The following is a 25,013-nucleotide window of genomic DNA, read 5'->3' on the forward strand; positions in this document are numbered from 1 at the left end:
GCGCATGGCTCGCACCACAATCGATACGCCGGGCGGCGGGCAGTCGCGCGTCCCGGCCGTGCCGGGCGAAAAGGTCTCCGGCCGCACCTGGCTGGCGGTGGCCGCCGGCATGCTGGGCGCCTTCATGGCGGTGCTCGATATCCAGATCACCAACTCCTCGCTCAAGGACATCCTCGGCGCGCTGTCGGCCACCCAGGAGGAGGGCTCGTGGATCGCTACCGCCTACCTGGTGGCCGAGATCATCGTCATTCCGATGACCGGCCTGTTCGTGCGCGTGTTCGGCATGCGCGGCTACATGATGGGCACCACCGCGCTGTTCCTCGGCTTCTCCACGCTGTGCGGCTTCGCCTGGAACCTCGAGAGCATGATCGTGTTCCGCATGCTGCAGGGCTTCACCGGCGGCGCCCTGATTCCGATGGCGATGACGCTGGTCATGGCCAAGCTGCCGCCGTCCAGGCGCGCCACCGGCATGGCCATCTTCGGCCTGACGGCGACGCTGGCGCCATCGATGGGGCCGACGCTGGGCGGCTATCTGAGCGAGCTGTATGGCTGGCCGTCAATCTTCTACATCAACTGGGTGCCGGGCCTGCTGCTGATCGGCGGCATCGCCGTCGGCCTGGACAAGGAGAAGACCAATCTGTCGCTGCTGTACAACGCCGACTGGCTGGGCATCTTCTGCATGGCGGTGGGCTTGGGCAGCCTGACCATCTTCCTTGAGGAAGGCAACTCGAAGGACTGGTTCGACTCGGCCTTCATCAACACCTTCGCCGCGTTGTCCATCGCCGGCTTGCTGGGCTGGGTGGTGACCGGCGCCACGCGCCGCCAGCCCTTCGTCAATCTGGGCCTGTACGGCCAGCGCAACTTCGCCGCCGCCACCGCGCTGTCGATGGCGATGGGCATGGGGCTGTACGGCTCGGCGTTCATCCTGCCGCTGTTCCTGGCGCAGATTCCGGGCTACTCGCCGATGCAGATCGGCGAGGTGATCATGTGGGCCGGCCTGCCGCAGCTGTTCATCATGCCGTTCGTGGCCAAGCTGTCGTCCAAGGTCGACAACCGCATCCTGTGCACCTTCGGCCTGCTGCTGTTCGGCGGCTCGTGCCTGATGAACGCCTACATGGACGCCAGCACCGGCTACGACCAGCTGCTGCTGTCGCAGATCGTGCGCGCGCTGGGCCAGCCGTTCGTCATGCTGACGCTGTCGAACTTCGCCATGAACGGCATCGCGCCGAAGGACATGCCGTCGGCGTCGAGCCTGATCAACATGACGCGCAACCTGGGCGGCTCGATCGGCATCGCGCTGCTGGCCACCGCGCTGACCAACCGCGAGCACTTCCACTCGGCGCGCCTCGGCGAATCGGTCAGCAGCTTCGCGCTGGCGACGCAGGAGCGCCTCGATGTGCTGAGCGCGTCGTTCGTCGGTAAGGGCTTCGACAGCGCCACCGCGTCGGACATGGCGCTCAAGGCGGTCGACGGCATCGTGCGCCGCGAGTCGTTCGTCATGGCCTACAACGACGGCTTCTTCCTGGTGGCGATGGTGCTGTTCGCCTGCATCGGCGTGCTGTGGTTCTCGGACAAGGTCAAAGCCCCGTCCGGTGGCGGCGGCGGCGCCCACTAAAGAATACGCCGTCATTCCGGTCCGCGCCGGAACGACGGGATCACTGTTTATATGAAGAGGTAATCATGTTGAATTCAGCGCTGAAGCGCCTGACGCTCGCTGTCTCCGTCACGCTGGCCGTTACCGGCTGCGCCACCGTGGGTAGCGATTTCAAGGCCCCGGCCAATGTCGCCGACGCGGCGTTCCGCCATCTGCCGCCCGCCGACAACGGCGCGGCCCAACTGCCGGCGCAATGGTGGACCGTGTTTAACGATCCGACCCTGAACCGGCTGGAAGACACCGCGCTGCGCGACAACCCGGGCGTGAAAGCGGCCGCGCAGCGGCTGGTGCAGGCGCTTGAGCAGGCCGGCGTCACCCGCGCCGGCCAGCAGCCGCAGTTGAGCGTCAACGCCGGCGTTTCCAACACGCGCACCTCGGCCGAGACCTCGCAAGGCCTGGCGCTGGGCGAGCGCTCGATCAAGGGCAACAACTACGCGGTTGGCTCCAGCTTCTCCTACGAGGTCGATTTGCTGGGCCGCGTGCGCCGGCTGGTCGAAGCGTCGGACGCGCAAGCGCTGGCGGCCGAGGCCGACCGTGATGGCGTGCTGTTGCTGCTGTCGTCGCAACTGGCCACCACCTACTGGCAGCTGCGCGGTCTGGACGCTGAAATCGCCATCCTGAACGGCGCGCTGGACACCCGCCGCGAAAGCGAGGAACTGGTCACCGCGCGCTTCGACGCCGGCCTGTCGAATGAGCTGGACGTGTCGCGCGCCCGCATCGAGCGCGCCAACGCCCAGGCCGATTTGCACGAGGTGCAACGCCAGCGCAATCTGCTCGAACACAGCCTGGCCACGCTGGTGGGCGCGTCGCCATCGTCGCTGCTGACCGCCGCGACCGCCAACGCGGCGACGCTGCCGTCACCGCCGGCGATTCCGGTCGGCCTGCCGGCCAGCCTGTTGTCGCACCGCCCCGACCTGGCCGGCAGCGTGGCGACGCTGCGCGCGTCCAATGCGCAGATCGGCGTGGCCGAAGGGGCGTTCTATCCTTCGCTGTCGCTGACCGGCAACTTCGGTTTTGCATCAGAGAGCCTGAGCAAGCTGGCGCAGGGCGATTCGCGCCAGTTCAGCATTGGCCCGCTGGCCTTGTCGCTGCCGATCTTTGACGGCGGGCGCAACCAGGCCAATCTGGCGATCGCCAAGGCGCGCTACGAGGAAGCGCTGGCCAACCATCAGACCAAGCTGCTGACTGCGCTGCGCGAAGTGGAGGATGCGCTGTCGGACGTGCGGCAGCGCCAGTTGCAGGGCGAGGCGCAGCAAGCCTCGCAGGTGGCGGCGGCGCGCGGCTACCTGGTGGCGCGGGCGCGCTACGAGCGCGGCGTGTCGACCTACCTCGATGTGACCGATGCGCAGCGCAGCGCGCTGACGGCCGATCGCGCGGCGGTGCAGATCAATACCCAGCGCTTGTTGGCGGCGGTGTCGGTGGCGCGCGCGCTGGGCGCCGGCTGGCAGCCTTCGCCGCAACTGGCGCAGGTTGCGCAGTCACGGTGATGCGGAAGAGGCGCGGCGGCATACCCGGTCTCTATTTTTACGCGGTCTAAAAAGTCTATTTCGCTAGATTTCGAACTATTTCGTTAGATTTCGCTCTAAATAAAGAGTGCTTTTAGACGGAATAGAAAAAATAGAGCGAAATAGACTGAGCAACACTCTATTTTTAGACCGGAGAAGACATGGACCATCCTATCGCGCTGCACCTGCCGAGCAAAGTATTTTGCGCGCTGGTCGCGCATGCCGGCGATGGTGGTTACGGCCCGAAAGCGGAAGCCGCGCTGTGCGACCTCATCAGAAACTGGATCGCCACCACCGAGGCCGCGCCCCGCCCGTGGGCTGACGACGAGCCAGACGGCGACGACGGTGCGCGAACTTTCACCAAGCCACCCCTATTGGCGCCGGCAGCGGTCGCGACCTCGGTCACTGCCACCGCCGTCAGTCGCGGCTACCAATGGAAACAAGTGTTCCTGCCCAACGGCACCGAACTGCGCGCCATCCACGCTGGCCGCTCCACCTACGCCAAGGTGGAAGACGAACAAATCCTCAGCGACGGCGCACCGACCACGCCATCGCGGCTGGCCAACCTGCGCGGCTGCGGCACGCGCAATGCCTGGCGCACCGTCTGGCTGCGCTTCCCCGGCGCCCCGCGCTGGCGGCGCGCCGCCGACTGCCGGCGCTGACTGGCTCGATTACAATATGGGCCTCACTCCACAAGAGGACCCCATGAAAAAAATCCTGCTCCCGCTGGCGCTGGCCGTCGCCGCCAGCTGTGTCACCGCCACCGCTTCCGCCGCCCCGGCCGACGTCAATCAACTCAACAAGATGAGCCAGCGCTACGCGCCGGTCGCGCTGACCGCCGACACCAGCCACTTGTCGGCTGGCGACCGGCAAGCCATCAAGAAGCTGATCGAAGCGGCCAAGATCATCGACGTGCTGCAACTGCGCCAGCGCTGGTCCGGCAACGAAGCGCTGTGGGCGGCGCTGAAAAAAGACACCACGCCGCTGGGCAAGGCGCGCCTGAACTACTTCTGGCTCAACAAAGGTCCGTGGTCGATTCTCGACGACCACCAATCCTTCCTGCCGGCGGAAGTGGCCGGTATCAAGGTGCCCGGCAAGAAACCGGAGGGTGGCAACTTCTATCCGCAAGGCGCCACCAAGGCCGAACTGGAGACCTGGATGAACGCGTTGCCGGCGGCCGAGCGCGAGCAGGCGCAATGGTTCTTCACCACCATCCGCAAGAACCAGGACGGCCAGTTCACCATCGTCAAATATGCCGACGAATACCAGGCCGATCTGCAAAAAGCCGCCGCGCTGCTGAAGCAGGCCGCCGCCGCCACCGACAACGCCTCGCTGAAAAAATTCCTGACGCTGCGCGCCGACGCCTTCCTCAGCAACGACTACCTGGCCTCCGACTTCGCCTGGATGGATCTGGACGCACCGGTCGACGTCACCATCGGCCCCTACGAGACCTACAACGACGAACTGTTCGGCTACAAGGCGGCGTTCGAGGCCTACGTCAACCTCCGCGACCAGCAGGAAACCCGCAAGCTGGACTTCTTCGCCCAGCACATGCAGGAGCTGGAAGACAATCTGCCGCTCGACCCGCGGTACCGCAACCCCAAGGTCGGCGCGCTGGCGCCGATGGTGGTGGTCAATCAGGTCTACGGCGCCGGCGACGGCAACATGGGCGTGCAGACCGCCGCCTACAATCTGCCCAACGACGAGCGCATCATCAGCCAGCGCGGCTCCAAGCGCGTGATGCTGAAGAACGTGCAGCAAGCCAAATTCAAATCGACGCTGACGCCGATCGCCAAGCTGGTGCTGCGCCCGGCCGACCAGCGGGACCTCGACTTCGATTCCTTCTTCACCCACATCCTGGCGCACGAGATCACGCACGGCCTCGGCCCGCACAGTACCCGCAAGGACGGCCAGCCATCGACGCCGCGCCAGGACCTGAAGGAGACCTACGCCACCATCGAGGAGGCCAAGGCCGACATCACCGGCCTGTACGTGCTGGCCTATATGATGGACAAGGGCCAGCTGCAAGGCACGCTGGGGCAGGGCGAGGCGGCCGAGCGCAAGCTGTACACCACCTTCCTGGCGTCGGCCTTCCGCACGCTGCACTTCGGGCTGACCGACTCGCACGCGCGCGGCATGGCGATCCAGGTCAACTACATTCTTGACCAGGGCGGCTTCGTGTCGCACGGCGACGGCACCTTCGCGGTCGATTTCAAGAAGATCAAGCAGGCCGTCACCGACCTGGACCGCGAGTTCCTGACCATCGAGGCCACCGGCGACTACGCGCGCGCCAAGGCCATGATGAGCAAGTACGTGGTCATTCGTCCCGACGTGCAAAAGGCCTTGGACAAGATGAAGGCGGTCCCCAACGACATCCGCCCCGCGTTCACCACGGCCACCAGCTTGTTGGCGCAGTAAACATTCCTGATTTTCTACGTAGTAATTTACCTGTCACCGGGCAATAATTCTTGCCCGGTGCGTGCTACAGTTTGATCACCATGATCAAGCGCGCCTTCCTCTCCCTGCTGTTGCTGAGCTCCGGTCTCGCGTCCGCCGCCGAGCTGACCGAGCTGGAGATCCGCTGGCTCAAGGCCGGCGCCGACGTGCTGCACTATGCCAAGCAGGTGCTGCAGCTGCCGCTCGACATCACCGTGCAGCCGCAGGCGCGCGCCAACGACGTGCCGCTGGCGCTGGGCTACGACCAGGGGCGCTGCAAGCTGGTGCTGTCGCTGCGCGGCAATCCGCACGCCGAAGACCTGCTCGACAGTGTCCCAGCCGCGCAACGCGGCTGGATGATCGAGGCGATGGTGGCGCACGAGATCGGTCACTGCTGGCGCTACGCGCAAGGCCACTGGCACGCGCTGCCGGCCGGCTTCGCCGAGCGTCCGCCGGCCGCCGGCGCGGCGGCGGACTTGCGCGACACGCGCCGCGAGGAGGGCTTTGCCGATCTGGTGGCGCTGGCCTGGGTCCACCAACGGCAGCCGCAGCACTACGCCACCGTGGCGGCCTGGCTGCACACGGTGCGGTTCGGCGCGCCCGCCGTCGGCAGCCACAGCACGCTGACCTGGCTGCGGCTGGCGCCGACCGGCGCCGCCTTCACCACCGACTTGCCGGTCGTCGAGCAGGCCACGCTGCTGTGGCGCCAAGGCTTGTTAAACGACGAGTAAACCCGGCGAGTGTACGTTTGCGCACGGAGTGCGCCGGCGGGTCGGCGTTTAATGTGTCCATCAACCACCACAAAAGGGACACGATCATGAACAAATTCCTCGCCCTGCTGCTGGCCGGCGCCACCAGCGCCGCCTTCGCCGCCACCCCCAACAACGACACCGTGGCCTACAAGGCCGCGCTCAAGCAGTCTGACGCCGCCTACAAAACCGCCCACGCCGCCTGCGACGGCCAGTCGGGCAACGCCAAGGACGTCTGCCAGGCCCAGGCCAAGGTGGCGCGCGCCAACGCCGAATCGACCGCCGTGCTGCAGTACAAGAACGATAAGCGGTCGGTCGAAAAAGCCCAGATCAACGTCGCCGACGCCAACTACGCGCTGGCCAAGGAGCAGTGCGACGACCGTAGCGGCGCCGACAAGGACAGCTGCCTTAGCGGCGCGAAACAGCAGCACACCGCCTGGGTCAACGACGCCAAGGCCGGCAAGCAGGCGGCCGACGTGGCGCAGACCGGCATCGACTGCGGCGCCATGAGCGGCACCGACAAGGCCGCGTGCGAGGCGCGCGCCAAAACCGCGCTGGCCAAAGACGCGCTGGCCGACACCGCCATCACCACCAAGGTCAAGACCGAGCTGATGGCCGAGCCGGCGCTCAAATCGCTGGAGGTGCACGTGGAAACCACCAACGGCACGGTGATGCTGAGCGGCTTCGTGCCATCGCAGGCCGAGGTGGACAAAGCGGTCGACGTGGCGCGCAACGTCAAGGGCGTGACCAAGGTGCAAAGCGCGCTGCGGGTCAAGTAAAACCCCGGTGTCAGGTCTGACAAAAGCACACGGCCTCAACTGCGTAGCAGTTGAGGCCGTGTGCTTTTGTCAGACCTGACACCGTTTTTAGGCTTGCTGGGCCGCCAGCGACAGCGCCACGGCCTCGGCCACCTTGATGCCGTCGACGCCGGCCGAGAGGATGCCGCCGGCGTAACCGGCGCCTTCGCCGGCCGGGAACAGGCCGCCGGTGTTGAGGCTTTGCAGCGTGTCGTCGCGGCGCTTGATGCGGATCGGCGACGAGGTGCGCGTCTCCAGCCCGGTCAGCACGGCGTCGTGCTTGAAGTAGCCCTTGATCTGCTTGTCGAACGCCGGGAAGGCCTCGCGCAGCGCCGTGACCGCGAACGCCGGCAGGATCTGCGCCAGATCGGTCAGTGTGATGCCCGGCTTGTACGACGGCACCACCGCGCCGAACTCGGTCGAGGCACGACCGGCGACGAAGTCGCCCATCAGTTGGCCCGGCGCGTTGTAGCTGCCGCCGCCCAGCTTGAAGGCTTTCTCCTCCAGGTCGCGCTGGAAGGCGACGCCGGCCAGCGGGTGGCCCGGATAGTCGACCTCCGGCGAGATGCTGACCACGATCGCGCTGTTGGCGTTGCGCTCGTTGCGCGAGTACTGGCTCATGCCGTTGGTGACCACCCGGCCCGGCTCGGACGCCGCCGCCACCACCGTGCCGCCCGGGCACATGCAGAAGCTGTAGACGGCGCGGCCATTCGACGCGTGGTGCACCAGCTTGTAGTCGGCCGCGCCCAGGATCGGGTGGCCGGCGTTGGGGCCGAAGCGGCAGGCGTCGATCAGCGATTGCGGGTGTTCGACGCGGAAGCCGATCGAGAACGGCTTGGCCTCGATATACACGCCGCGCGCGTGCAGCATCTCAAACGTGTCGCGCGCGCTGTGGCCGATCGCCAGCACCACATGCCGGGTGGCGATCCGCTCGCCGCTTTCGAGCGTGATGCCGCGCACCTGCCGGCCCTCGGCCGTCTCTTCGATGTCGAGGTCGGTGACCTTGCTCTCGAAGCGGTATTCGCCGCCCAGCGCCTCGATGGTCTCGCGCATCGCCTCGACCATCTTGACCAGGCGGAAGGTGCCGATGTGCGGCTTGCTGACGTAGACAATTTCCTCGGGCGCGCCGGCCTTGACGAACTCGGTCAGCACCTTGCGGCCATAGTGTTTCGGGTCCTTGATCTGGCTGTACAGCTTGCCGTCGGAGAAGGTGCCGGCGCCGCCCTCGCCGAACTGCACGTTGGACTCCGGATTGAGCTTGCGCTGGCGCCAGAAGCCGAAGGTGTCGACGGTGCGCTCGCGCACGACTTTGCCGCGCTCGACGATGATGGGGCGCAGCCCCATCTGCGCCAGGATCAGCGCCGCCAGCAGCCCGCACGGGCCGATGCCGATCACCACCGGGCGTTGAAAATCCGGATGCGCGGCCAGCGCACGGCCGTCGGCGACGAATTGGTAGGCCATGTCCGGCGACGGCATCAGGTGGACGTCGTGTTGCAGGCGCCGCAGCACGGCGGCCTCGTCGGCCACGTCGACGTCCAGCGAGTAAATCAGCACGATGGCCGATTTCTTGCGCGCGTCGTAGCTGCGCTTGTGGATGGTGTAGCCGCGCAGGTCGCCGGCGGGGATGGCCAGGCGCGCCAGGATGGCGGCCGGCAGTGCCTCCTCGCTATGGTCGAGGGGCAGTTTGAGTTCGTTAATTCGCAACATGATGAGTTTCCTGGGAGGGCGCTGTTTAGGCGCCATGGGGCACAGTGCCGAGGCCGGGTATTTTACCATTGTTCGCCGGCCGGCCACGCCGCCCCAATAGGCTTGCCTATTGAAATGCGGTCTAAGTGGAGGCGGGAAAATATTAAATGATCATCACCTTGTTTTGGAATATTTAATTTTGTCCGGCCCGCGCCGCGCGCGCCGATGCCGGCGCATGCGACGCCCGCGCCAAGGTATTTATCTTTTAATATTATGCGCTGCACCGGATTGAATCTTTTTAATCAAATCTTTGTGCGGTTATTAAATGGTGATGGATCGCGCGCGAACGCGGCGTCGGATTGGATTATTTAGCGCGGTCCGTCGCGTGACCGGTTCCGGGTGGTGGGGGCGGTATTTAAAAGTTCCCGCAGGGAAAGTGTACATGACCACACCAGGCAGCTGGTTGTTGTTAAAACGCGACTTGCACCACTTTGGCGCAGCGGCCAATTTTGCCCAGCGGCGGCGCACATCGGCCCACGGCGCGGAATTTTGCCTGGCGCAATACGCGCTCAAATTACCGCTTTTTGCCGCCGCGTCGCCGTGCGTTTGTTTTGCTGTTAGGGGATCGCTACGGATTTTCTGCGGTTGGCCCTTGACTGAGAAAAATATCGCTGTCTGCCCACGGATCGCACGCATGTGTATTTTTTATTACACAGTTTTAAGCCGTGGAAAATTGTGAAAATATACGTAAAGAACAATTTTTCTTAAGCTCCACCGCCTGCCTGTTGCATATCCGACACAGTTATTCTAATTGTTAAAAAGGCACCAAATTCGTGCGCCGGGGACAGTCGTTGGCTGATGCACCGGAATAGTGCGCTTAAAAAAAGCCCGCTGTCCGGGTGTCCGCGCGGTGTCCGCCGCGACCTCAGATTTATTGACAATGCTTGAGCTGCTATGTTTCTATGATTAGCAGAAATATTCGGAAGTTTTAACCCACGGTTCATTTCCGGATGTTTCAAAGACCAGAAAGAGCATTTCGCTGATGGCGTTACTTTATCCGGTAAGTTAATCATCGGTAGAAAATGAGGCCGTTTTACTCGTCGTTCAAAAGATGCTGGAAAACGTCTAATAAACAACACCCATAGGGAATTGAATATAATGATCAAGGAAACAGTACTGTCTCGCTCGATCCGCGTGATGTTCGTCGGCGGCATTGCGCTGGGTATGCATGCTGCCAACGCGCAGGAAGCGGCCGCGGAACCGGCGATGCAAAAAGTGGAAGTGACCGGTTCGCGTATCCCGACCCTGGTGACCGAAGGCTCCAGCCCGGTGACCGTGCTGAGCAGCAAGGACATCAAGGCCGACGGTGTGCGCACCGCGGAAGACCTGCTGAACAATCTGCCACAAGCCTTCGCTGGCCAGGGTGCTGCCGTGTCGAACGGCGCCACCGGCACCGCCACCGTCAACCTGCGTAACCTGGGCGCCGACCGTACCTTGGTGTTGGTCAACGGCAAGCGTCTGCCGGCCGGTAGCGTGCAAACCTCCGCGCCCGACTTGAACGAGATTCCCACTGGCCTGATCAAGCGCGTCGAGGTGCTGACCGGCGGCGCCGGCGCGGTCTACGGCGCGGGCGCGGTCGCGGGTGTGGTCAACTTCATCCTGCGCGACAACTTCGAAGGCGTGGAAGTGCAGGCCAATCTGGCTGGCTACAACCACTCGCAAGGCAACGACGTGGCCTCGGTGGTCAAGGCGCGCGGCTTCCCTGTGCCGGGCGATGCCAAGTTTGATGGCAAGACCAAGGATTTGAGCGTCCTGATGGGTGGTAACTTTGCCGATGGCAAAGGTAACGCCACGGTCTACTTCAGCTACAAGGATACCGACGCCGCCCTGCAATCGCAGCGCGACTTCACCTCCTGCGCGCTGTCCGGCACCGACAGCGGTTTCCTGTGCTCCGGTTCGGGCACGCAGGCGAGCGGCCGTGTTACCACCGCCGCCAACAAGGCCACCGGCTACAAAGGCGGTCAGTTCACCAACGGCGGCAATGGCACGGTGCGCGCTTACAACTCCGCCACGGACGCGTACAACTTCGGCCCACTGAATTACCTGCAACGTCCTTCGAAGAACTATAACGTTACGGCGCAGGCCCACTACGACATCAACGAGAAAGCCCGTGTCTACAGCGAGTTCGGCTTCCACAACTACTCGACCGACGCGCAGATCGCCGCCGGCGGTATCTTCTACGGTGTGCAGACCACGCTGCGCGGCGACAACCCGCTGCTCAGCGATGCCTGGCTGAACGCGCTGGGTCTGACCAAGGGCGACCCGAACTCGACCGTATTGGCCACCATCGGCAAGCGTAACGTCGAAGGCGGTCCGCGGATCAGCTCGATCAGCGACACCTCGTTCCGTGAAGTGCTGGGCGTGAAGGGCGAGATCGCCAACTGGAGCTACGATGTGTTCGGCCAGTTCGCGCGCGTCAACCACTCGGAAAAGAGCAAGAACTACTTCTCCGCCACCCGTATCGCCAAAGCGATGGACGTGCGTCCTGACGCCAACGGCAAGGCGGTGTGCGCATCGAACGTGAGCGGCGACGACCCGACCTGCGTCCCGTACAACCTGTTTGGCGGCGCCATCACGCCCGAGCAACTGTCCTACCTGAGCGCATCGGGCCAGATCAGCGGCTATGTGCAACAGATCATCTACGGCGGCAACGTCGGTACCGACCTGGGCAACTACGGCATCAAGACGCCGTGGGCCAGCAACGGCGTCGGCGTGTCGTTCGGCGTTGAGCACCGTTCGGAAAAACTGGTGTTCGATCCGGATGAAACCTCGCTGTCGGGCGACCTGTCGGGCGGTAGCGGCGCTGCTCCTCCGCTGACCAATGGCTACTCGGTCAAGGAAATCTTCGGCGAGTTCCGCTTGCCGGTGCTGGAAAACCAGCCGTTCGCCAAAGCGCTGAACCTGACCGGCTCGTATCGCCACTCGGACTACAGCACCAACAACAAGTCCAACACCTACGGTGCTGGTGCGGACTGGGCCGTGGTTGACCAGTTCAGCGTGCGCGGCAGCTACCAGCGCGCCGTGCGCGCCCCGACCATTGCCAACCTGTACAATCCGCAATCGATCGGTAACGGCGGTCCCGCACAAGACCCTTGCTCGGGCGCGATCGGCAGCAAAACCCTGACCGCGACCGCGGCAGAGTGCGCACGTACCGGTGTTACCGCCGCGCAGTATGGCAATATCGAGAACAACACCGCCAACCAGTATCAGAGCCAGACCGGTGGTAACCCGAACCTGGCGCCAGAGCGTGGCACCACCTACACCCTGGGCTTGGTGCTGAACCCAGTCAAGAACCTGACGCTGACGCTGGACTATTTCAACATCAAGATCGAAGATACGATCTCGACGGTTGATCCAACCGTCGCGCTGACCCAGTGCTTGAGCACCGGCAGCCCAGTGTTCTGCTCGCTGGTCAAGCGTGATTCGCAAGGTTCGTTGTGGCTGACTCAGAAGGGTTACATCGTCGCTACCAACGCCAACATCGGTTCGCTCGGCACCACCGGTTTCGATTTGGGCGCGGCCTACAGCCAACGTCTGGGCCAATGGGGTAACCTGGGTCTGAACCTGAACGGTACCCTGATGAAAACCTCGACCACGGAAAACGTTCCAGGCCTCGGTGAGTACGATTGCGTGGGCTACTTCGGCGCCACCTGCGGTACGCCGACGCCAAAATGGCGTCACAAGTTCCGCGCCACTTGGTCGACCCCTTGGAAACTGGATATCGCCGCAACCTGGCGCTACATGGGCAAAACCAAGTCGGAACTGCTGAGCGACAATGCACTGCTGAAGGGCGATGCGCCGGCATCGATCGAAGATCATCTGGCTTCGCGCAGCTACTTCGACCTGAACCTGCAATATCCGCTGACCAAGAAAATCACGCTGAGCGCCGGTATCAACAACCTGTTCGACAAAGATCCACCGCTGGTGTCGACCAATGTGACCGCCGCCGCCGGCTTCGCCAACGGCAACACCTATCCACAGGTGTACGATTCGCTGGGCCGCTTCATCTACATGAATGTGACCGCACGTTTCTAAGCTGAGCTAGCTCAGTCCAGACGGCGCCTTCGGGCGCCGTTTTTTTTCGCCTGGACCAATAAGCAACGGCGCCCGCGGGCGCCGTTGTCAAGGAACATGGGTGGGTCAGCCGCCGTAAGCGTCGCGCTGGCCGCGGAAGCGGTTGATGCCCTCGGTTAGCGCGGTGATCATCTCGCGCTCGGCCGGCGACAGGTGCGGGTGCCAGATGTCGAAGATCATGATCACGCGCAGCTTGTCGCTGTTGTTCCACGCCTCGTGCTCGATGGTGTCGTCGAATACCCAGGCCTGGCCCGGCACCCAGGCGCGCGTCTCGTTGCCGACGCGGAAACCGCAGTCGGCGGGAATGATCAGCGGCAGGTGGGTCAGCAGGCGCGCGTTGCTGGCGCCGACATGGGCCGGGATGCGCGTCTTGGGCTTGAGCAGCGAGAACATCGCCACCGGCGTGCGGCCCGGCTGGTCCGGCTGCGGCGCGCCGGCCAGCAATTCCATGGTGCGCGGGCACTGGGCGATATTTTCCGGCACCGGCACGCCATCCTTGAGCAGGTGGAAGGCGCTCCAGTCGGGCGAGTTGTTGAGCTCAGCGAACTGGTTGTGCGGAACGTCGTCCGGATAGGTCAGGTAGGGCGTGAAGCCTTGCTGGCGCTCCAGCACTTGCAGGAATTCGTCGCGTATGGCCTCGGTGCCGGCCTCGATCGCGTCCAGCCAGGGGAAGCTTTCGCGCGGCAAGAAGGCGTAGGGCGCCAGCCCCGGATAGTGGTACACCAGCGATTGCGAATCATAGCGACGCTTGCGGCCGACCATGATGTCGATCGAATCGCGGAAGCGGCGCAGATCGTCGCCGCGGTGTTGCTGGTATTGCTGTTCCAGAAATTCGTCGAGGAAGCGCCCATAGCCGGCCTGGTAGTCGTCGACATAGCGCATCGCATGTTCGACCGCGCCGCGCAGTCCCGGCTCCAACTGTTCCAGCGGCGGCGCCACCGCCGCCACCGCGCCGTACACCGACGCCGACAGGTGGTTTTTGCCTTGCCGCTCCAATAGGTTGGCGCGCATGATCAGCGCCACCATGTGCGCGGGATCGGCCACCAGCGCCTGATGCAGGGCGGCTTCTTCGCCGGCCTCGTCCTTCAGGCCCTGGCAGGCCAGCGCCAGGTTGATCCAGCTCTGCGGATCGGCCGGCGCCGCAGCGCTCTGGCGGCTGAAGGCGCGCTGCGCGGTGGCGAGGTCGCCGTGGCGGAAGGCGCGCTTGCCCAATACGCCGAGGGCGACGGCGTGCTGTGGTTGGAGTTCAAGCACGTGGGCCCAGAGGCGGGCCGCGTCTTCGTCCTTGCCGGTCTGGGTGGCCTGGATGGCGGCGGCCTCCAGGATGGCGATCTCCGGTTGCGCCGCGCTAATAGCTTGCATCGTTGGTGTCTCACTTCTTACAGAGGGATGGGATCGACGGCGGAACGCCGCGCGTGGCTATGCAAAAAAATTATAGCGCTGCGGTTCCCTTAGCAAAATCCATGCAAGCGTAAAACCAGGTGAATCTCGGCGCCGCGGCGGGTTTTGTGACATCGCCGCGACAGCTTACATGCCGCCCCATGCGGCGGCCAGCATCGCCAGCGCCGCCAGGCCGGCGGTTTCGGTGCGCAGGATGCGCGGCCCCATGGCCAGCGGCAGCGCGCCGTGGCGCAGCGCCAGCTCTTCCTCTTGCTCGCTGAGGCCACCCTCGGGGCCGATCACCAGCGTCACCGCCTGCGGCGGCTCTTGGCGCGCCCAGTCGGCCAGCGACTGCTCGGCGCGCGGCGTCAGGATGATGCGCCGTTGCGGCTCTTGCTGGCTGATCCAGTTCTTATAGTCTTGCGGCGGCGCCAGCCGCGCCAGCCGGTTGCGCCCGCTCTGCTCGGCGGCGGCGACGATGATGCCGCGCCAGTGCTCCAGTTTCTTTTCCGCCCGTTCGGCCGACAGTTTGACGACGCAGCGCTGCGCCGCCAGCGGCTGCACGCCGGACACCCCCAGTTCGATGGCTTTTTCGATAATCCAGTCCATCTTGCTGCCCTCCGGCAGTGCCTGCGCCAGCGTCACGGCGAACGGCAGCTCGGCCTCGCGCGCGCTGTGCGCCGTGATTTCGGCGCTGGCGCCGCGGCGGGCGATCGCGCTCAGGCGGGCGGTGTATTCGCCGCCGTCGCCATTAAACAGCGTGACCGGCTCGCCCTGGGCCAGGCGCAGCACCTGCACATGGTGCGCCACCGCCTCGGGCAGATCGACAAGCTGGCCGACGGTCAGGGGCTGGGAGACGTAAAAGCGGGGCATAGGCGGGTCCGGTCAAGTGAGAAGCGCAATTTTAAAGGGTGGCGGTCGGTGGCGGTCATCGTCTGGTAAAATAATGGGCTCTGCAAGCGCCGCCCTTGCTCACAGTTTCCAACCTTCCGTGATATCTACGATGACTTCTACGCTCCCGCACCCACAAAAGGCTAACGCGATCCGCGCGCTGGCCATGGACGCCGTCCAGAAGGCCAATTCCGGCCACCCAGGCATGCCGATGGGCATGGCCGAGATCGCCGTTGCGCTGTGGAGTGGCCATTACCGCCACAACCCGGCCAATCCGGGCTGGGTGAACCGCGACCGCTTCCTGTTGTCGAACGGCCATGGCTCGATGCTGCACTACGCGCTGCTGCACCTGAGCGGCTACGCGCTGAGCATGGATGACATCAAGGCCTTCCGCCAGATGCACTCGAAGACGCCGGGCCACCCCGAAGTCGGTTACACGCCGGGCGTGGAAACCACCACCGGCCCGCTGGGCCAGGGCATCGCCAACGCGGTCGGCATGGCGCTGGCCGAGTGGCTGCTGGCCAGTGAATTCAACCAGCCGGGCCTGGACGTGGTCGACCACTACACCTACGCCTTCGTCGGCGACGGCTGCCTGATGGAAGGCATCTCGCACGAGGCGTGCGCGCTGGCCGGCACGCTGGGCCTGAAAAAACTGATCGCGCTGTATGACGACAACGGCATCTCGATCGACGGCAAGGTCGAAGGCTGGTTCACCGACGACACCCCGGCCCGTTTTGAAGCCTACGGCTGGAACGTGATCCGCGCCGTCGACGGCCACGACGTCGATGCCGTCGCCGCCGCCATCGCCGCCGCCAAGCTGGCCGACCAGCCAACGCTGATCTGCTGCAAGACCATCATCGGCAAGGGCTCGCCGAACCTGCAGGGCGGCGACAAGGTGCACGGCGCCGCGCTGGGCGACAAGGAAATCGCCGCCGTGCGCGAATACATCGGCTGGAGCGCCGCGCCATTCGAGGTGCCGGCCGACGTCTACGCCGCCTGGGACTTCAAGGCCGCCGGCGCCGCGCTGGAAGCCGAGTGGAGCGCCAAGTTCGCCGAATACACCGCTAAATACCCGCAACAAGCCGCCGAACTGACGCGCCGCATGGCCGGCGACCTGCCGGGCAACTTCGACGCCGCGCTGGCCGCCGGCATTGCCGCCACCGTCGAGAAGAAAGAAAACATCGCCACCCGCAAGGCCAGCCAGAACGCGATCCAGGCGCTGGCGCCGGTGCTGCCGGAGTTCCTCGGCGGCTCGGCCGACCTGACCGGTTCCAACCTGACCAACTGGAAAGAGATCGTGCCGGTGCGTTCCGGCCAGCCGGGCAACCACATCAACTACGGCGTGCGCGAGTTCGGCATGTCGGCGATCATGAACGGCGTCGCCCTGCACGGCGGCTACATCCCGTTCGGCGCCACCTTCCTGACCTTCGCCGACTACAGCCGCAACGCGCTGCGCATGGCCGCGCTGATGAAGCAGCGTTCGATCTTCGTGTTCACCCATGATTCGATCGGTCTGGGCGAGGACGGCCCGACCCACCAGTCGGTCGAGCACGTATCGTCGCTGCGCCTGATTCCCAACCTGGACAACTGGCGTCCGTGCGACACCACCGAATCGATGGTGGCGTGGGGCGCGGCGGTCAAGCGCAAGGACGGCCCGTCGACGCTGATCTTCTCGCGCCAGAACCTGCCGTACCAGGAGCGCAGCGACGCGCAGATCGCCGCCATCGCGCGCGGCGGCTACGTGCTGAAGGAAGCGGCCGACGCCAGGATCACGCTGATCGCCACCGGCTCGGAAATCGAACTGGCGCAGGCGGCCGCCTCGGCGCTGGCCGCCGAAGGCATCGCCGCGCGCGTGGTGTCGATGCCGTCGACCGATGTGTTCGACCGTCAGGACGCCGCCTACAAGGCGTCGGTGCTGACCAAGGGCGTGCCACGCGTGGCGATCGAGGCCGGCGTCACCGATTTCTGGTACAAGTACGTCGGTCTGGAAGGCGCCGTGGTCGGCATCGACACCTTCGGCGAGTCGGCCCCGGCGGGCGTGCTGTTCAAGCATTTCGGCTTCACCGTGGAAAATGTCGTCGCTAAAGTCAAAGCGGTCATTGCTTAATCTATAATTGCTGGTTGCATTAACAATATTTTTAATCAGGAGCAAAGTATGACGATCAAAGTTGCAATCAATGGCTATGGCCGTATCGGCCGTAATGTGCTGCGCGCTTTCTACGAAGGCGGCAAGAAACAGGATATCCAGATCGTCGCGATTAATGATCTGGGCGACGCCAAGTCGAACGCCCACCTGACCCGCTACGACACCGCCCACGGCAAGTTCCCTGGCACCGTGGAAGTCGACGGCGACAACATGATCGTGAATGGCGACGTGATCCGCGTGTTCGCGCAGCGCAACCCGGCGGAAATTCCATGGGGCGACCTGGGCGTGGACGTGGTGCTGGAGTGCACCGGCTTCTTCACCACCAAGGAAAAAGCCTCGGCCCACCTGAAGGGCGGCGCCAAGAAAGTCATCATCTCGGCCCCCGGCGGCAAGGATGTCGACGCGACCGTGGTGTACGGCGTCAACCAGCAAGTGCTGAAAGCCACCGACACCGTGATCTCGAACGCCTCGTGCACCACCAACTGCCTGGCCCCGCTGGTCAAGCCGCTGAACGACGCGATCGGCGTCGAAACCGGCCTGATGACCACCGTGCACGCCTACACCAACGACCAGGTGCTGTCGGACGTGATGCATGAAGACCTGCGCCGCGCCCGTTCGGCCACGATGAGCATGATCCCGACCAAGACCGGCGCCGCCGCCGCGGTCGGCCTGGTGCTGCCGGAGCTGAATGGCAAGCTGGACGGTTTCGCGATCCGCGTGCCGACCATCAACGTGTCGCTGGTCGACCTGTCGTTCATCGCCAAGCGCGACACCACGGTGGAAGAAGTCAACGCGCTGATGAAGGCCGCCTCCGAAGGCGCGCTGAAAGAAGTGCTGACCTACCAGACCGAACCGCTGGTATCGATCGACTTCAACCACAACCCGGCCTCGTCGAACTTCGATTCGACGCTGACCAAGGTGTCGGGCCGTCTGGTTAAAGTCTCGTCGTGGTACGACAACGAGTGGGGCTTCTCGAACCGCATGCTGGACACCACCGTGGCGCTGATGAACGCCAAGTAATTTCTGGCGGCGTAATAAAAAAGGCCTCCCGCGTGTCGCACGCGGGAGGCCTTTTTGCTGGGCGCCGTGCTTAGCGGAACTTGTATTCCGCCGTCACGCGCACCATGCGGCCCTGTACGTCGGCGTAATTTTGCGGGATCACGCCGCTGCCGTCGAAGTTGAACTCACGCAGGTCGACCGGTGGCCGGCGGTTGGTGACGTTACGCAGGTTCAGCGACAGCGTCAGGTCCTTGATGCCGCTGTAGCTGACGTTGTAGTCCAGCCGCCCGTAGGCCTTGATCCGGCATTCGTCGCTGCTCCAGCCCAGCTTGTTGCAACCTTCCTGCGTGTAATTGTTGTCGAAGAAGTCGGTGTTCAGCGAGGTCTTGCTGTTGTACACCAGGCGCAGGCTGTTGGTGAACTGGCCGGTGCGCAACGCGGCGTTGAGGTTGGCCACCAGTTTGGAGTAGCCGTAGCGGCCGGCCAGATTGTCGCCATAGTTGTTCAGCGTCGAGCTGAAGTTCTTCAAGCTCAGCAGGTAGGTCGCGTCGACGCCCAGGTCGAGACGGCCGTAAGGCGTATCGAAGCGCGAGCTGCCGCTCACGTCCACACCGCTGGTCTTGGTGCGCGACACGTTCTCGAACTTGCCGGTGGTCGAGACCAGCGGGCCGTCACTGACGCCGTATTTGGCCCGTTCCGCCGCCGTGAACGTCTTGTCCTGCGTCAGCGGTGCGCGGTTGATGACGCCCGGCGCCTGGTCGGCCTCGGCCGCCAGCAGATCGTCCACCGACTTCAGGCCGATTTCATCCTTGCGCTCGATGTGCCAGTAGTCCAGCGACAGGCTGGTGCCCTTGACCGGTTCCAGCACGAAGCCGGCGGTGGCGCTGTGGGTGACTTCCGGTTTCAGGTTGGGGTTGTTGCTGACGATGCTGGCGGTGCCGGCCGAGCATTCGTTCTGGGCGACCGTGTCGGCGCGCGCCAGCAGCAGGGCCTGGTTCGGGTCCGAGCCTGGCAGGGCGTTGGCGGCCTTGCGCAGATCGTCGGCCAGCGCGTTGGCCTGGTTGCAACGTTTCGGATCCTGGGCGGTGACGAACGCGAACTTGGTCGAGGTGGCGCTTTCGGTCAGGTTCGGCGCGCGGAAGCCGCCCTCGAAGGTGGCGCGCAGCAGCAGCGACGGGGTGGCCTCGAAGCGGGCCGCGACCTTGGGCGAGACGTGGGCGTCGAAGCCAGGGAATTTGTCGACGCGGGCGGCGCCGATCAGCTCCAGTTTCTGGGTGACGGGCAGGTTGACTTCGGCAAACACCGCTTCGCTGGTGCGGCTGGCGTTGGCCGAGGCGTCGCCATAGCCGACGATGTCGCCGTCGCGCAGGTTCTCGGTCGGGGTGATATTGAATTTCTCATGGCGCACCTCGCCACCGACGGCGATGCCGATGGCGCGATCGCCGATCCTGCCCAGTTCGCCGGAGATCTTGCCGTCGATGAAGTATTGCGTGATCTTGCCGTCATAGCCCTGCTCGGGGAACAGCTGGCGCAGCACGTCCGGCGAGTTGGTCTGGCCCAGCTTGTAGCCGTGGTTGAAGAAGTTGGGGTCGGCGGCGGTGTACTGGCAATAGCCGGGGAAGTTGGCCTCGCAGTTGGGGTCGCCGGCCAGCGTCTTGGTGTAGTCGCCCACCAGCGCCTTGAAGCCGCTGTCGCTGATCGAGCCGTTGTGGCGCGACTTGGTCTTGCTGCCCATCACGCCGACCGCGGTGTCCCAGTCGTAGTTGCCGGCCAGCGTGCCGCGCAGGCCGGTCAGCAGACGGTATTGGTCGCTGTCGTTCGGGCTCTGATCCGGCGCATCGGCGTAACGGTAGCGCAGTTCCAGCGGCGCGCCGGTGGTGTTGAGCGGCGAGTCCGGCGACAGGAAACGGTAACCGAAGGTCTTGCCCAGACCGGTGCGTGGATCGCCCCAGATGGCATCCGTGTTGGCCGAGCCGTAGTTGCCGGGGGCGCCGGTGTAGGTGGTCTTGGTCTTGGAGTACAGCAGTTCCGAATAACTTTCGATGCCGTTGCCCACGTTCAGCTTGCCGGACAGCAGCAGGTTGGCGCGGTCGGCCTTGGGAACCGCCTCGAAGTGCGCAAAGCGATCGAATACGCACAGGCCGGCGGCGCTGAGGGTGGCGCAGCCCGCCACCGGACCCTGGCCGATCAGGTTGCCGGGATAGCTGTAGGTCGACGGCGCCCCGCGATTGCCGAACATCAGACCGCTCTTCGGCGCCACGGCCGAGAATTTCTGGCCATACGCGGGGTTGATGTCGTCCAGCACGTCGCGCCAGATCACGTTGTCGCGGTGGAACACCTCGACGTTGGCCAGAATATTGTAGCCATCCTTGCTGTAGTCGCCCCAGCCGGCCGTCAGGCTGGCGGTCTTGGTCTTGAATTGTTCATTGGCGACCGACTGCTCATAGCTGCCGCGCGCCTGCACCCCCTGGAAGTCGTCGCGGGTGATGATGTTGATGACGCCGGCGACGGCGTCGGAGCCGTAAATGGCGGAGCCGCCATTGCGCAGCACTTCGATGCGCTCGATCGCGTCCAGCGGCAACGCGTCGAGGTTGGTGAACACCTCGTTGTAGTCGGCCAGCGCATACGGCGCCACGCGACGGGAGTTGAGCAGGATCAGCGTCGATTGCTTGCCCAGGTTGCGCAGCGACGCCGACGAGGCGCCGCCGGCGAAGGAGTTTGAACCGCCGATATCGGACAGGCTGCCGGTGGAGGAGGTCAGTGTGTCGATGACCTCGCGCACGGAATTGACGCCGAGACGATTAATATCCTCACGACGAAGGATACTAACCGGCGTCGCGGTTTCCGCATCGATACGTTTAATATTCGAGCCGGTAATCACGACCTTTTCGATGGGTTTGGCGCTGTCGTCCTGTGCTAATACCACTTGAGAGGAACCGAGTGTCAAGGCGACCGCGATCACGCCGGTCTTTAAAGCGATCTTGTTCATTTAAACTCCCGAATCTATTTTGTTTTAATAAGGCTTGCTCTGTTAATGGGTGTGTACAGAGTGAAATTAGTATAAGCAGCAATGCCGTGCGCACTACTGTTCATGTGTAAAAACAACACTATTGCCTATCCAATCGGTAATGTAAGGCCTCGCAAGGGCAACAGGCGTCGTATAAACGCAACCATCGCCTGCATTAAAGCCAAGTATTAGCCTGATCGTGCCAATTATTGGCATGATTTAGACGTAAAAAAAAGCCGGGAATATCCCGGCTTGATGGCTGCATTGAACGTTATTTATAAGCGCCCGATCCGATCAGAAAATCATCGACGCGTTCGATATAACCTTCTTTTAATTCCACCGTTTTGGTGACCGGATTCGGCCATTTAAACGTCACCCAGCCACTGCCGCGTGTTTTGGCGATGGCGATCATTTCCTTGATCATGAATCGGCCCTCATTATCTTTGAGGCCGATGCGTGCCGTGCCGACCATTTGCGGATTATTACCGTGAGCTAATACCGTGCCTTGAAAGTCATACACATACACATACAGATCGCGGTCATGGAAGTGGCGATTGGCCGGATCGGAAATGGCGGCAAAGGTTTTGTCCCGGCCCTCGGCCTTGACCATCGCCACCGCCCGCTTGACCATGGCGACCGCCTCCGCCCGGCTGCCTTTTTGTGCCGCCGCCGCCGCGATGCCACATAGCGCCAGGGTCAATGCCGCCGCCGTCACCCATGCCTTCATCCGATTTCTCCTCTGTTAATGGCGGCGCCGGCCGCGCCCATGGATAGGCTGTCCATATTAGCGCAGCCGGCCGGGCGGAAGAGTGTCGATGTTGCTAAGTGGCAACGTTATCGCCGAATAAACTATCCCATAGCGCGCGCACCTGCGCCGCCCGCGCCGCCACCGGCGCCGGATCGATGCGCGCCAAGTCCTGACCCTGCAGTCGCAACTGGTGCTGCAGCTTGCGATACTGGCGGTAGGCGTCGGCCACGCTGGCGGCCAGGCCGGCGTCGATCAGGCCCAGCTCGGCGCACATGCGCAACAGGGCGATATTGCCGAAATTGGCGGTCAGCTGCGGGTAGTCGTGGGCGTGCTGCAGCACCAGGTATTGGACGATGAACTCGATGTCGATCATGCCGCCCGGGTCTTGCTTGAGGTCGAACAGCGCGCTGGTGTTCGGCTTGGCGTCCACCATGCGCTTGCGCATCGCGATGACTTCCGGCTTCAGCGGCCCGTCGGCCGGCCGCCGCTTGCGCAGCACCGCCTCGCGGATCTGCTCGAAGCGCTGGCCGATGGCGACGTCGCCGGCGCAGTAGCGGGCGCGGGTCAGCGCCTGGTGTTCCCACACCCACGCGGCGTCGCTCTGGTATTTCTCGAACGCCGACACCGACGACACCAGCATGCCGCTGGCGCCGTCCGGGCGCAGCGCGGTGTCGATGTCGAACAGGATGCCGGCCGAGGTGTGCGAGGTCATCCAGGTGATGAAGCGCTGCGCCAGCTTGGCGTACTGGGCCGGCGCCTCCTGGTCCGGGTCGTCGTACAGGAAGATCACGTCGAGGTCGGATACATAGCCCAGCTCCTTGCCGCCCAGCTTGCCGTAGGCGATGACGGTGAACAGCGGCACTTCGCGGTGGCGCGTGGCCACCGTCTGCCACACCGCCTTGATGGTGGCGGCGACGATGGTGTCGGCCAGCGCCGACAGGTGGTCGGCCAGTTTTTCCACCGTCAGGTCGCCGGCCAGGTCTTGCGCCAGCAGGTGGAACAGCTGGGCGTGGTGGATTTCGCGCAGGATGTCCATCTGGCGCTCGGTGTCGCCGGGGGCGGCGCCCAGTTGCAGGTCGATGTCGGCCGCCAGCGCCACCGGGTCGAACACGGCGGTACGGATGCGGTCGTCCAGCAACTCGTCGAGCAGGATCGGGTGCTGGCTGAGGAATTTGGCGGCCCAGCCGCTGGCGTGCACCATGCGGATCACCCGCGCCAGCGTGTGCGGGTACTCGGTCAGCAGCGACAGGTAGGCGGCGCGGCGGGCGATGGCTTCGAGGAAGTCCAGCAGCCGGCCCAGCGTGGCCAGCTGGTCGCCGCCGCTGGACTCGCGCGCCGCCTGGATAATCAGCGGCAGCGCGCTGTTGATCAGTCCCTGTAGCCGGTTGCGGCTCGCCTCGGGCAGCGATTGCAGCCGCGGCGCCTGCCAGGTGGCGATCAGGCGCCGCGTGGCGTCCTCCGGCGCGTCGAAGCCCAGCGCGGCAAAGCGGGCGACCAGCGCTTCGCGGTTGTCCGGATCGGCGCATTCGTTGCTCGATTGCAGCTCGATATCATGTTCGCCGCTTTCGGTCTTGTCCGAGAACATCTCGTCGAACTGGCCGGCGACGAACTGGCGGTGCGCGTCGAGCTGCGTCAGCAAGGTGGCCACGTCGGGCAGGCCCATCATGGCGGCCACAGCCTGGCGGTCCTCGTCGTTGGCCGGCAGCGTGTGGGTCTGGGCGTCGTCCAGGTATTGCAGCCGGTGCTCCAGATTGCGCAGGAAGGTGTAGGACGCCAGCAGTTGGTAGACGATGGCGTGGCTCAGCAAGCCTTTCTCGGCGATGATGCGCAAGGTGGTGCGGGTCGAGCGGTCGCGCAGCGCGGCGTCGCGGCCGCCGCGGATCAGCTGGAACACCTGGGCCAGGAACTCGATTTCGCGGATGCCGCCGCGGCCCAGCTTGACGTTGTTGCTGCGGTCCGGGTGCAGCCGCTCCTGGCGGTTGACCTCGGCGCGGATCTGCGCGTGCATATTGCGGATGGCGTCGATCACGCCGAAGTCCAGGTAGCGGCGGAAGCAGAACGGGCGGACGATCGCCTCCAGCGCGGCGATGTCGACCGCGCGGCCGGTGACCGCGCGCGCCTTGACCCAGGCGTAGCGTTCCCATTCGCGCCCCTGCACGATCAGGTAGTTCTCCACCATGCCCAGGCTGGCCGCCAGCGGCCCCGAGTTGCCATTCGGCCGCAAGGCCATATCGACGCGGAACGTGTAGCCATCCTCGGTGATCTCCGCCAGCGCGGCGATCAGCTTCTTGCCCAGGCGAACGAAGAACTCGTGATTGGACAGGCTGCGCTGGCCCGGCCCGGCGGCGGTGTCGCCATCCTCCGGGTAGACGAAGATCAGGTCGATGTCGGACGAGACATTCAGTTCGCCGCCGCCTTGCTTGCCCATGGCCAACACCATCATTTCCTGCGGCTGGCCGGAATCGTGACCGATCGGCTGGCCGTGCAGCGCCACCATTTCGGCGTGCAACGTCGCCAGATGTCGCTGGATGGCGAAGTCGGCGAAGCGGGTCATGGTTGCCACCACCTCGGCCAGATTGGCCTGGCCTGCCAGGTCGCGCCGGATCAGCGTGCAGACCAGCAGATTGCGCAGGCGGCGCATGGCGCGCGGCAGCGGCAGGCTGTTTTCTGCTTCTATTTGTAAATAATGGGCCAGATCGATGTCGGCAAGCGATAATTGCGACAGCGCGTCGGCCTTGGCGGCACGGTCGGGCGCGGCCGCGAGCCAGCGCTGGTAGAAACGGGAGACGGACGCTGAGACGGACGGTGAACTCATGAGGGGATAAGGTAGAATTGCTCCAGAGACCGAGTTTAGCTATTTATTTGATGTATGGCCTGATTT

Annotated in this window: 16 protein-coding genes; 10 read left to right on the top strand and 6 right to left on the bottom strand. The window is 64.2% G+C overall.

Annotated elements, in window-relative coordinates:
- Positions 1–4: 4 nt before the first annotated feature.
- The 6 genes from GTP44_RS09405 to GTP44_RS09430 all read left to right on the top strand — a co-directional run bounded on the left by GTP44_RS09405 (position 5) and on the right by GTP44_RS09430 (position 7,123).
- Positions 5–1,615 (top strand): DHA2 family efflux MFS transporter permease subunit, encoded by a 1,611-nt coding sequence (locus GTP44_RS09405; protein WP_161019231.1) that lies wholly within the window; start codon positions 5–7, stop codon positions 1,613–1,615.
- A 65-nt stretch (positions 1,616–1,680) separates the two neighbouring features.
- Entirely contained in the window at positions 1,681–3,141 is a 1,461-nt protein-coding gene (locus tag GTP44_RS09410) for an efflux transporter outer membrane subunit (protein WP_161019232.1), read from the top strand.
- A 179-nt stretch (positions 3,142–3,320) separates the two neighbouring features.
- Complete coding sequence (locus GTP44_RS09415; RefSeq protein ID WP_161019233.1) at positions 3,321–3,821, top strand: hypothetical protein; 501 nt, start codon at positions 3,321–3,323, stop codon at positions 3,819–3,821.
- A 43-nt stretch (positions 3,822–3,864) separates the two neighbouring features.
- Positions 3,865–5,577, top strand: coding sequence for a DUF8614 domain-containing protein (locus GTP44_RS09420; protein WP_161019234.1), 1,713 nt, complete (start codon positions 3,865–3,867; stop codon positions 5,575–5,577).
- 80 nt (positions 5,578–5,657) lie between these two features.
- Positions 5,658–6,326 (top strand): hypothetical protein, encoded by a 669-nt coding sequence (locus GTP44_RS09425; protein WP_160990963.1) that lies wholly within the window; start codon positions 5,658–5,660, stop codon positions 6,324–6,326.
- An 86-nt stretch (positions 6,327–6,412) separates the two neighbouring features.
- Positions 6,413–7,123, top strand: a complete 711-nt coding sequence (locus GTP44_RS09430) for a BON domain-containing protein (RefSeq protein ID WP_160990964.1) — start codon at positions 6,413–6,415, stop codon at positions 7,121–7,123.
- Positions 7,124–7,210: 87 nt separating this feature from the next.
- On the opposite strand, the gene GTP44_RS09435 is transcribed toward GTP44_RS09430, so the two are convergent.
- Positions 7,211–8,848 carry an NAD(P)/FAD-dependent oxidoreductase gene (locus GTP44_RS09435; RefSeq protein WP_161019235.1) on the bottom strand — a complete coding sequence of 546 codons (1,638 nt, stop codon included), beginning with the start codon at positions 8,846–8,848 and terminating at the stop codon, positions 7,211–7,213.
- Between the two features lie 421 nt (positions 8,849–9,269).
- Between GTP44_RS09435 and GTP44_RS09440 the strand changes: the two genes are divergently transcribed.
- Positions 9,270–9,566 (top strand): hypothetical protein, encoded by a 297-nt coding sequence (locus GTP44_RS09440; protein WP_161019236.1) that lies wholly within the window; start codon positions 9,270–9,272, stop codon positions 9,564–9,566.
- Positions 9,567–9,985: 419 nt separating this feature from the next.
- Positions 9,986–12,922, top strand: coding sequence for a TonB-dependent receptor domain-containing protein (locus GTP44_RS09445; RefSeq protein ID WP_161019237.1), 2,937 nt, complete (start codon positions 9,986–9,988; stop codon positions 12,920–12,922).
- A gap of 105 nt (positions 12,923–13,027) precedes the next feature.
- On the opposite strand, the gene GTP44_RS09450 is transcribed toward GTP44_RS09445, so the two are convergent.
- Together GTP44_RS09450 and GTP44_RS09455 are read right to left on the bottom strand one after the other, a co-directional pair.
- On the bottom strand, positions 13,028–14,323 hold the full coding sequence (locus tag GTP44_RS09450; RefSeq protein ID WP_161019238.1) for an aspartyl/asparaginyl beta-hydroxylase domain-containing protein: 1,296 nt from the start codon (positions 14,321–14,323) through the stop codon (positions 13,028–13,030).
- 165 nt (positions 14,324–14,488) lie between these two features.
- Positions 14,489–15,214 (bottom strand): 16S rRNA (uracil(1498)-N(3))-methyltransferase, encoded by a 726-nt coding sequence (locus tag GTP44_RS09455; RefSeq protein ID WP_161019239.1) that lies wholly within the window; start codon positions 15,212–15,214, stop codon positions 14,489–14,491.
- A gap of 130 nt (positions 15,215–15,344) precedes the next feature.
- On the opposite strand from GTP44_RS09455, the gene tkt reads away from it, so the two are divergent.
- Both tkt and gap read left to right on the top strand, forming a co-directional pair.
- A complete protein-coding gene (gene tkt / locus GTP44_RS09460) occupies positions 15,345–17,339 on the top strand; it encodes a transketolase (RefSeq protein WP_161019240.1) in 1,995 nt (664 codons plus the stop codon).
- 48 nt (positions 17,340–17,387) lie between these two features.
- Complete coding sequence (gap, locus tag GTP44_RS09465; RefSeq protein ID WP_160990970.1) at positions 17,388–18,398, top strand: type I glyceraldehyde-3-phosphate dehydrogenase; 1,011 nt, start codon at positions 17,388–17,390, stop codon at positions 18,396–18,398.
- 70 nt (positions 18,399–18,468) lie between these two features.
- On the opposite strand, the gene GTP44_RS09470 is transcribed toward gap, so the two are convergent.
- The 3 genes from GTP44_RS09470 to glnE form a co-directional block, all read right to left on the bottom strand.
- A complete protein-coding gene (locus tag GTP44_RS09470) occupies positions 18,469–21,366 on the bottom strand; it encodes a TonB-dependent receptor domain-containing protein (protein WP_161019241.1) in 2,898 nt (965 codons plus the stop codon).
- 289 nt (positions 21,367–21,655) lie between these two features.
- The gene (locus GTP44_RS09475; RefSeq protein WP_161019242.1) at positions 21,656–22,111 is read right to left on the bottom strand and encodes a cache domain-containing protein; all 456 of its coding nucleotides are present in this window, start codon (positions 22,109–22,111) and stop codon (positions 21,656–21,658) included.
- 94 nt (positions 22,112–22,205) lie between these two features.
- On the bottom strand, positions 22,206–24,947 hold the full coding sequence (glnE, locus tag GTP44_RS09480) for a bifunctional [glutamate--ammonia ligase]-adenylyl-L-tyrosine phosphorylase/[glutamate--ammonia-ligase] adenylyltransferase (RefSeq protein ID WP_161019243.1): 2,742 nt from the start codon (positions 24,945–24,947) through the stop codon (positions 22,206–22,208).
- Between the last annotated feature and the right edge of the window lie 66 nt (positions 24,948–25,013).

The organism is Duganella lactea (genome assembly GCF_009857505.1).
GTDB lineage: Bacteria > Pseudomonadota > Gammaproteobacteria > Burkholderiales > Burkholderiaceae_D > Rugamonas > Rugamonas lactea.

Coding starts and splice junctions, on each gene's coding strand:
- GTP44_RS09410 (WP_161019232.1), top strand. CDS start 1,681: ATGTTGAATTCAGCGCTGAAGCGCCTGACGCTCGCTGTCTCCGTCACG.
- GTP44_RS09430 (WP_160990964.1), top strand. CDS start 6,413: ATGAACAAATTCCTCGCCCTGCTGCTGGCCGGCGCCACCAGCGCCGCC.
- GTP44_RS09435 (WP_161019235.1), bottom strand. CDS start 8,848: ATGTTGCGAATTAACGAACTCAAACTGCCCCTCGACCATAGCGAGGAG.
- GTP44_RS09440 (WP_161019236.1), top strand. CDS start 9,270: ATGACCACACCAGGCAGCTGGTTGTTGTTAAAACGCGACTTGCACCAC.
- glnE (WP_161019243.1), bottom strand. CDS start 24,947: ATGAGTTCACCGTCCGTCTCAGCGTCCGTCTCCCGTTTCTACCAGCGC.
- GTP44_RS09445 (WP_161019237.1), top strand. CDS start 9,986: ATGATCAAGGAAACAGTACTGTCTCGCTCGATCCGCGTGATGTTCGTC.
- GTP44_RS09420 (WP_161019234.1), top strand. CDS start 3,865: ATGAAAAAAATCCTGCTCCCGCTGGCGCTGGCCGTCGCCGCCAGCTGT.
- GTP44_RS09450 (WP_161019238.1), bottom strand. CDS start 14,323: ATGCAAGCTATTAGCGCGGCGCAACCGGAGATCGCCATCCTGGAGGCC.
- tkt (WP_161019240.1), top strand. CDS start 15,345: ATGACTTCTACGCTCCCGCACCCACAAAAGGCTAACGCGATCCGCGCG.
- GTP44_RS09470 (WP_161019241.1), bottom strand. CDS start 21,366: ATGAACAAGATCGCTTTAAAGACCGGCGTGATCGCGGTCGCCTTGACA.
- GTP44_RS09475 (WP_161019242.1), bottom strand. CDS start 22,111: ATGAAGGCATGGGTGACGGCGGCGGCATTGACCCTGGCGCTATGTGGC.
- GTP44_RS09405 (WP_161019231.1), top strand. CDS start 5: ATGGCTCGCACCACAATCGATACGCCGGGCGGCGGGCAGTCGCGCGTC.
- GTP44_RS09415 (WP_161019233.1), top strand. CDS start 3,321: ATGGACCATCCTATCGCGCTGCACCTGCCGAGCAAAGTATTTTGCGCG.
- GTP44_RS09455 (WP_161019239.1), bottom strand. CDS start 15,214: ATGCCCCGCTTTTACGTCTCCCAGCCCCTGACCGTCGGCCAGCTTGTC.
- GTP44_RS09425 (WP_160990963.1), top strand. CDS start 5,658: ATGATCAAGCGCGCCTTCCTCTCCCTGCTGTTGCTGAGCTCCGGTCTC.
- gap (WP_160990970.1), top strand. CDS start 17,388: ATGACGATCAAAGTTGCAATCAATGGCTATGGCCGTATCGGCCGTAAT.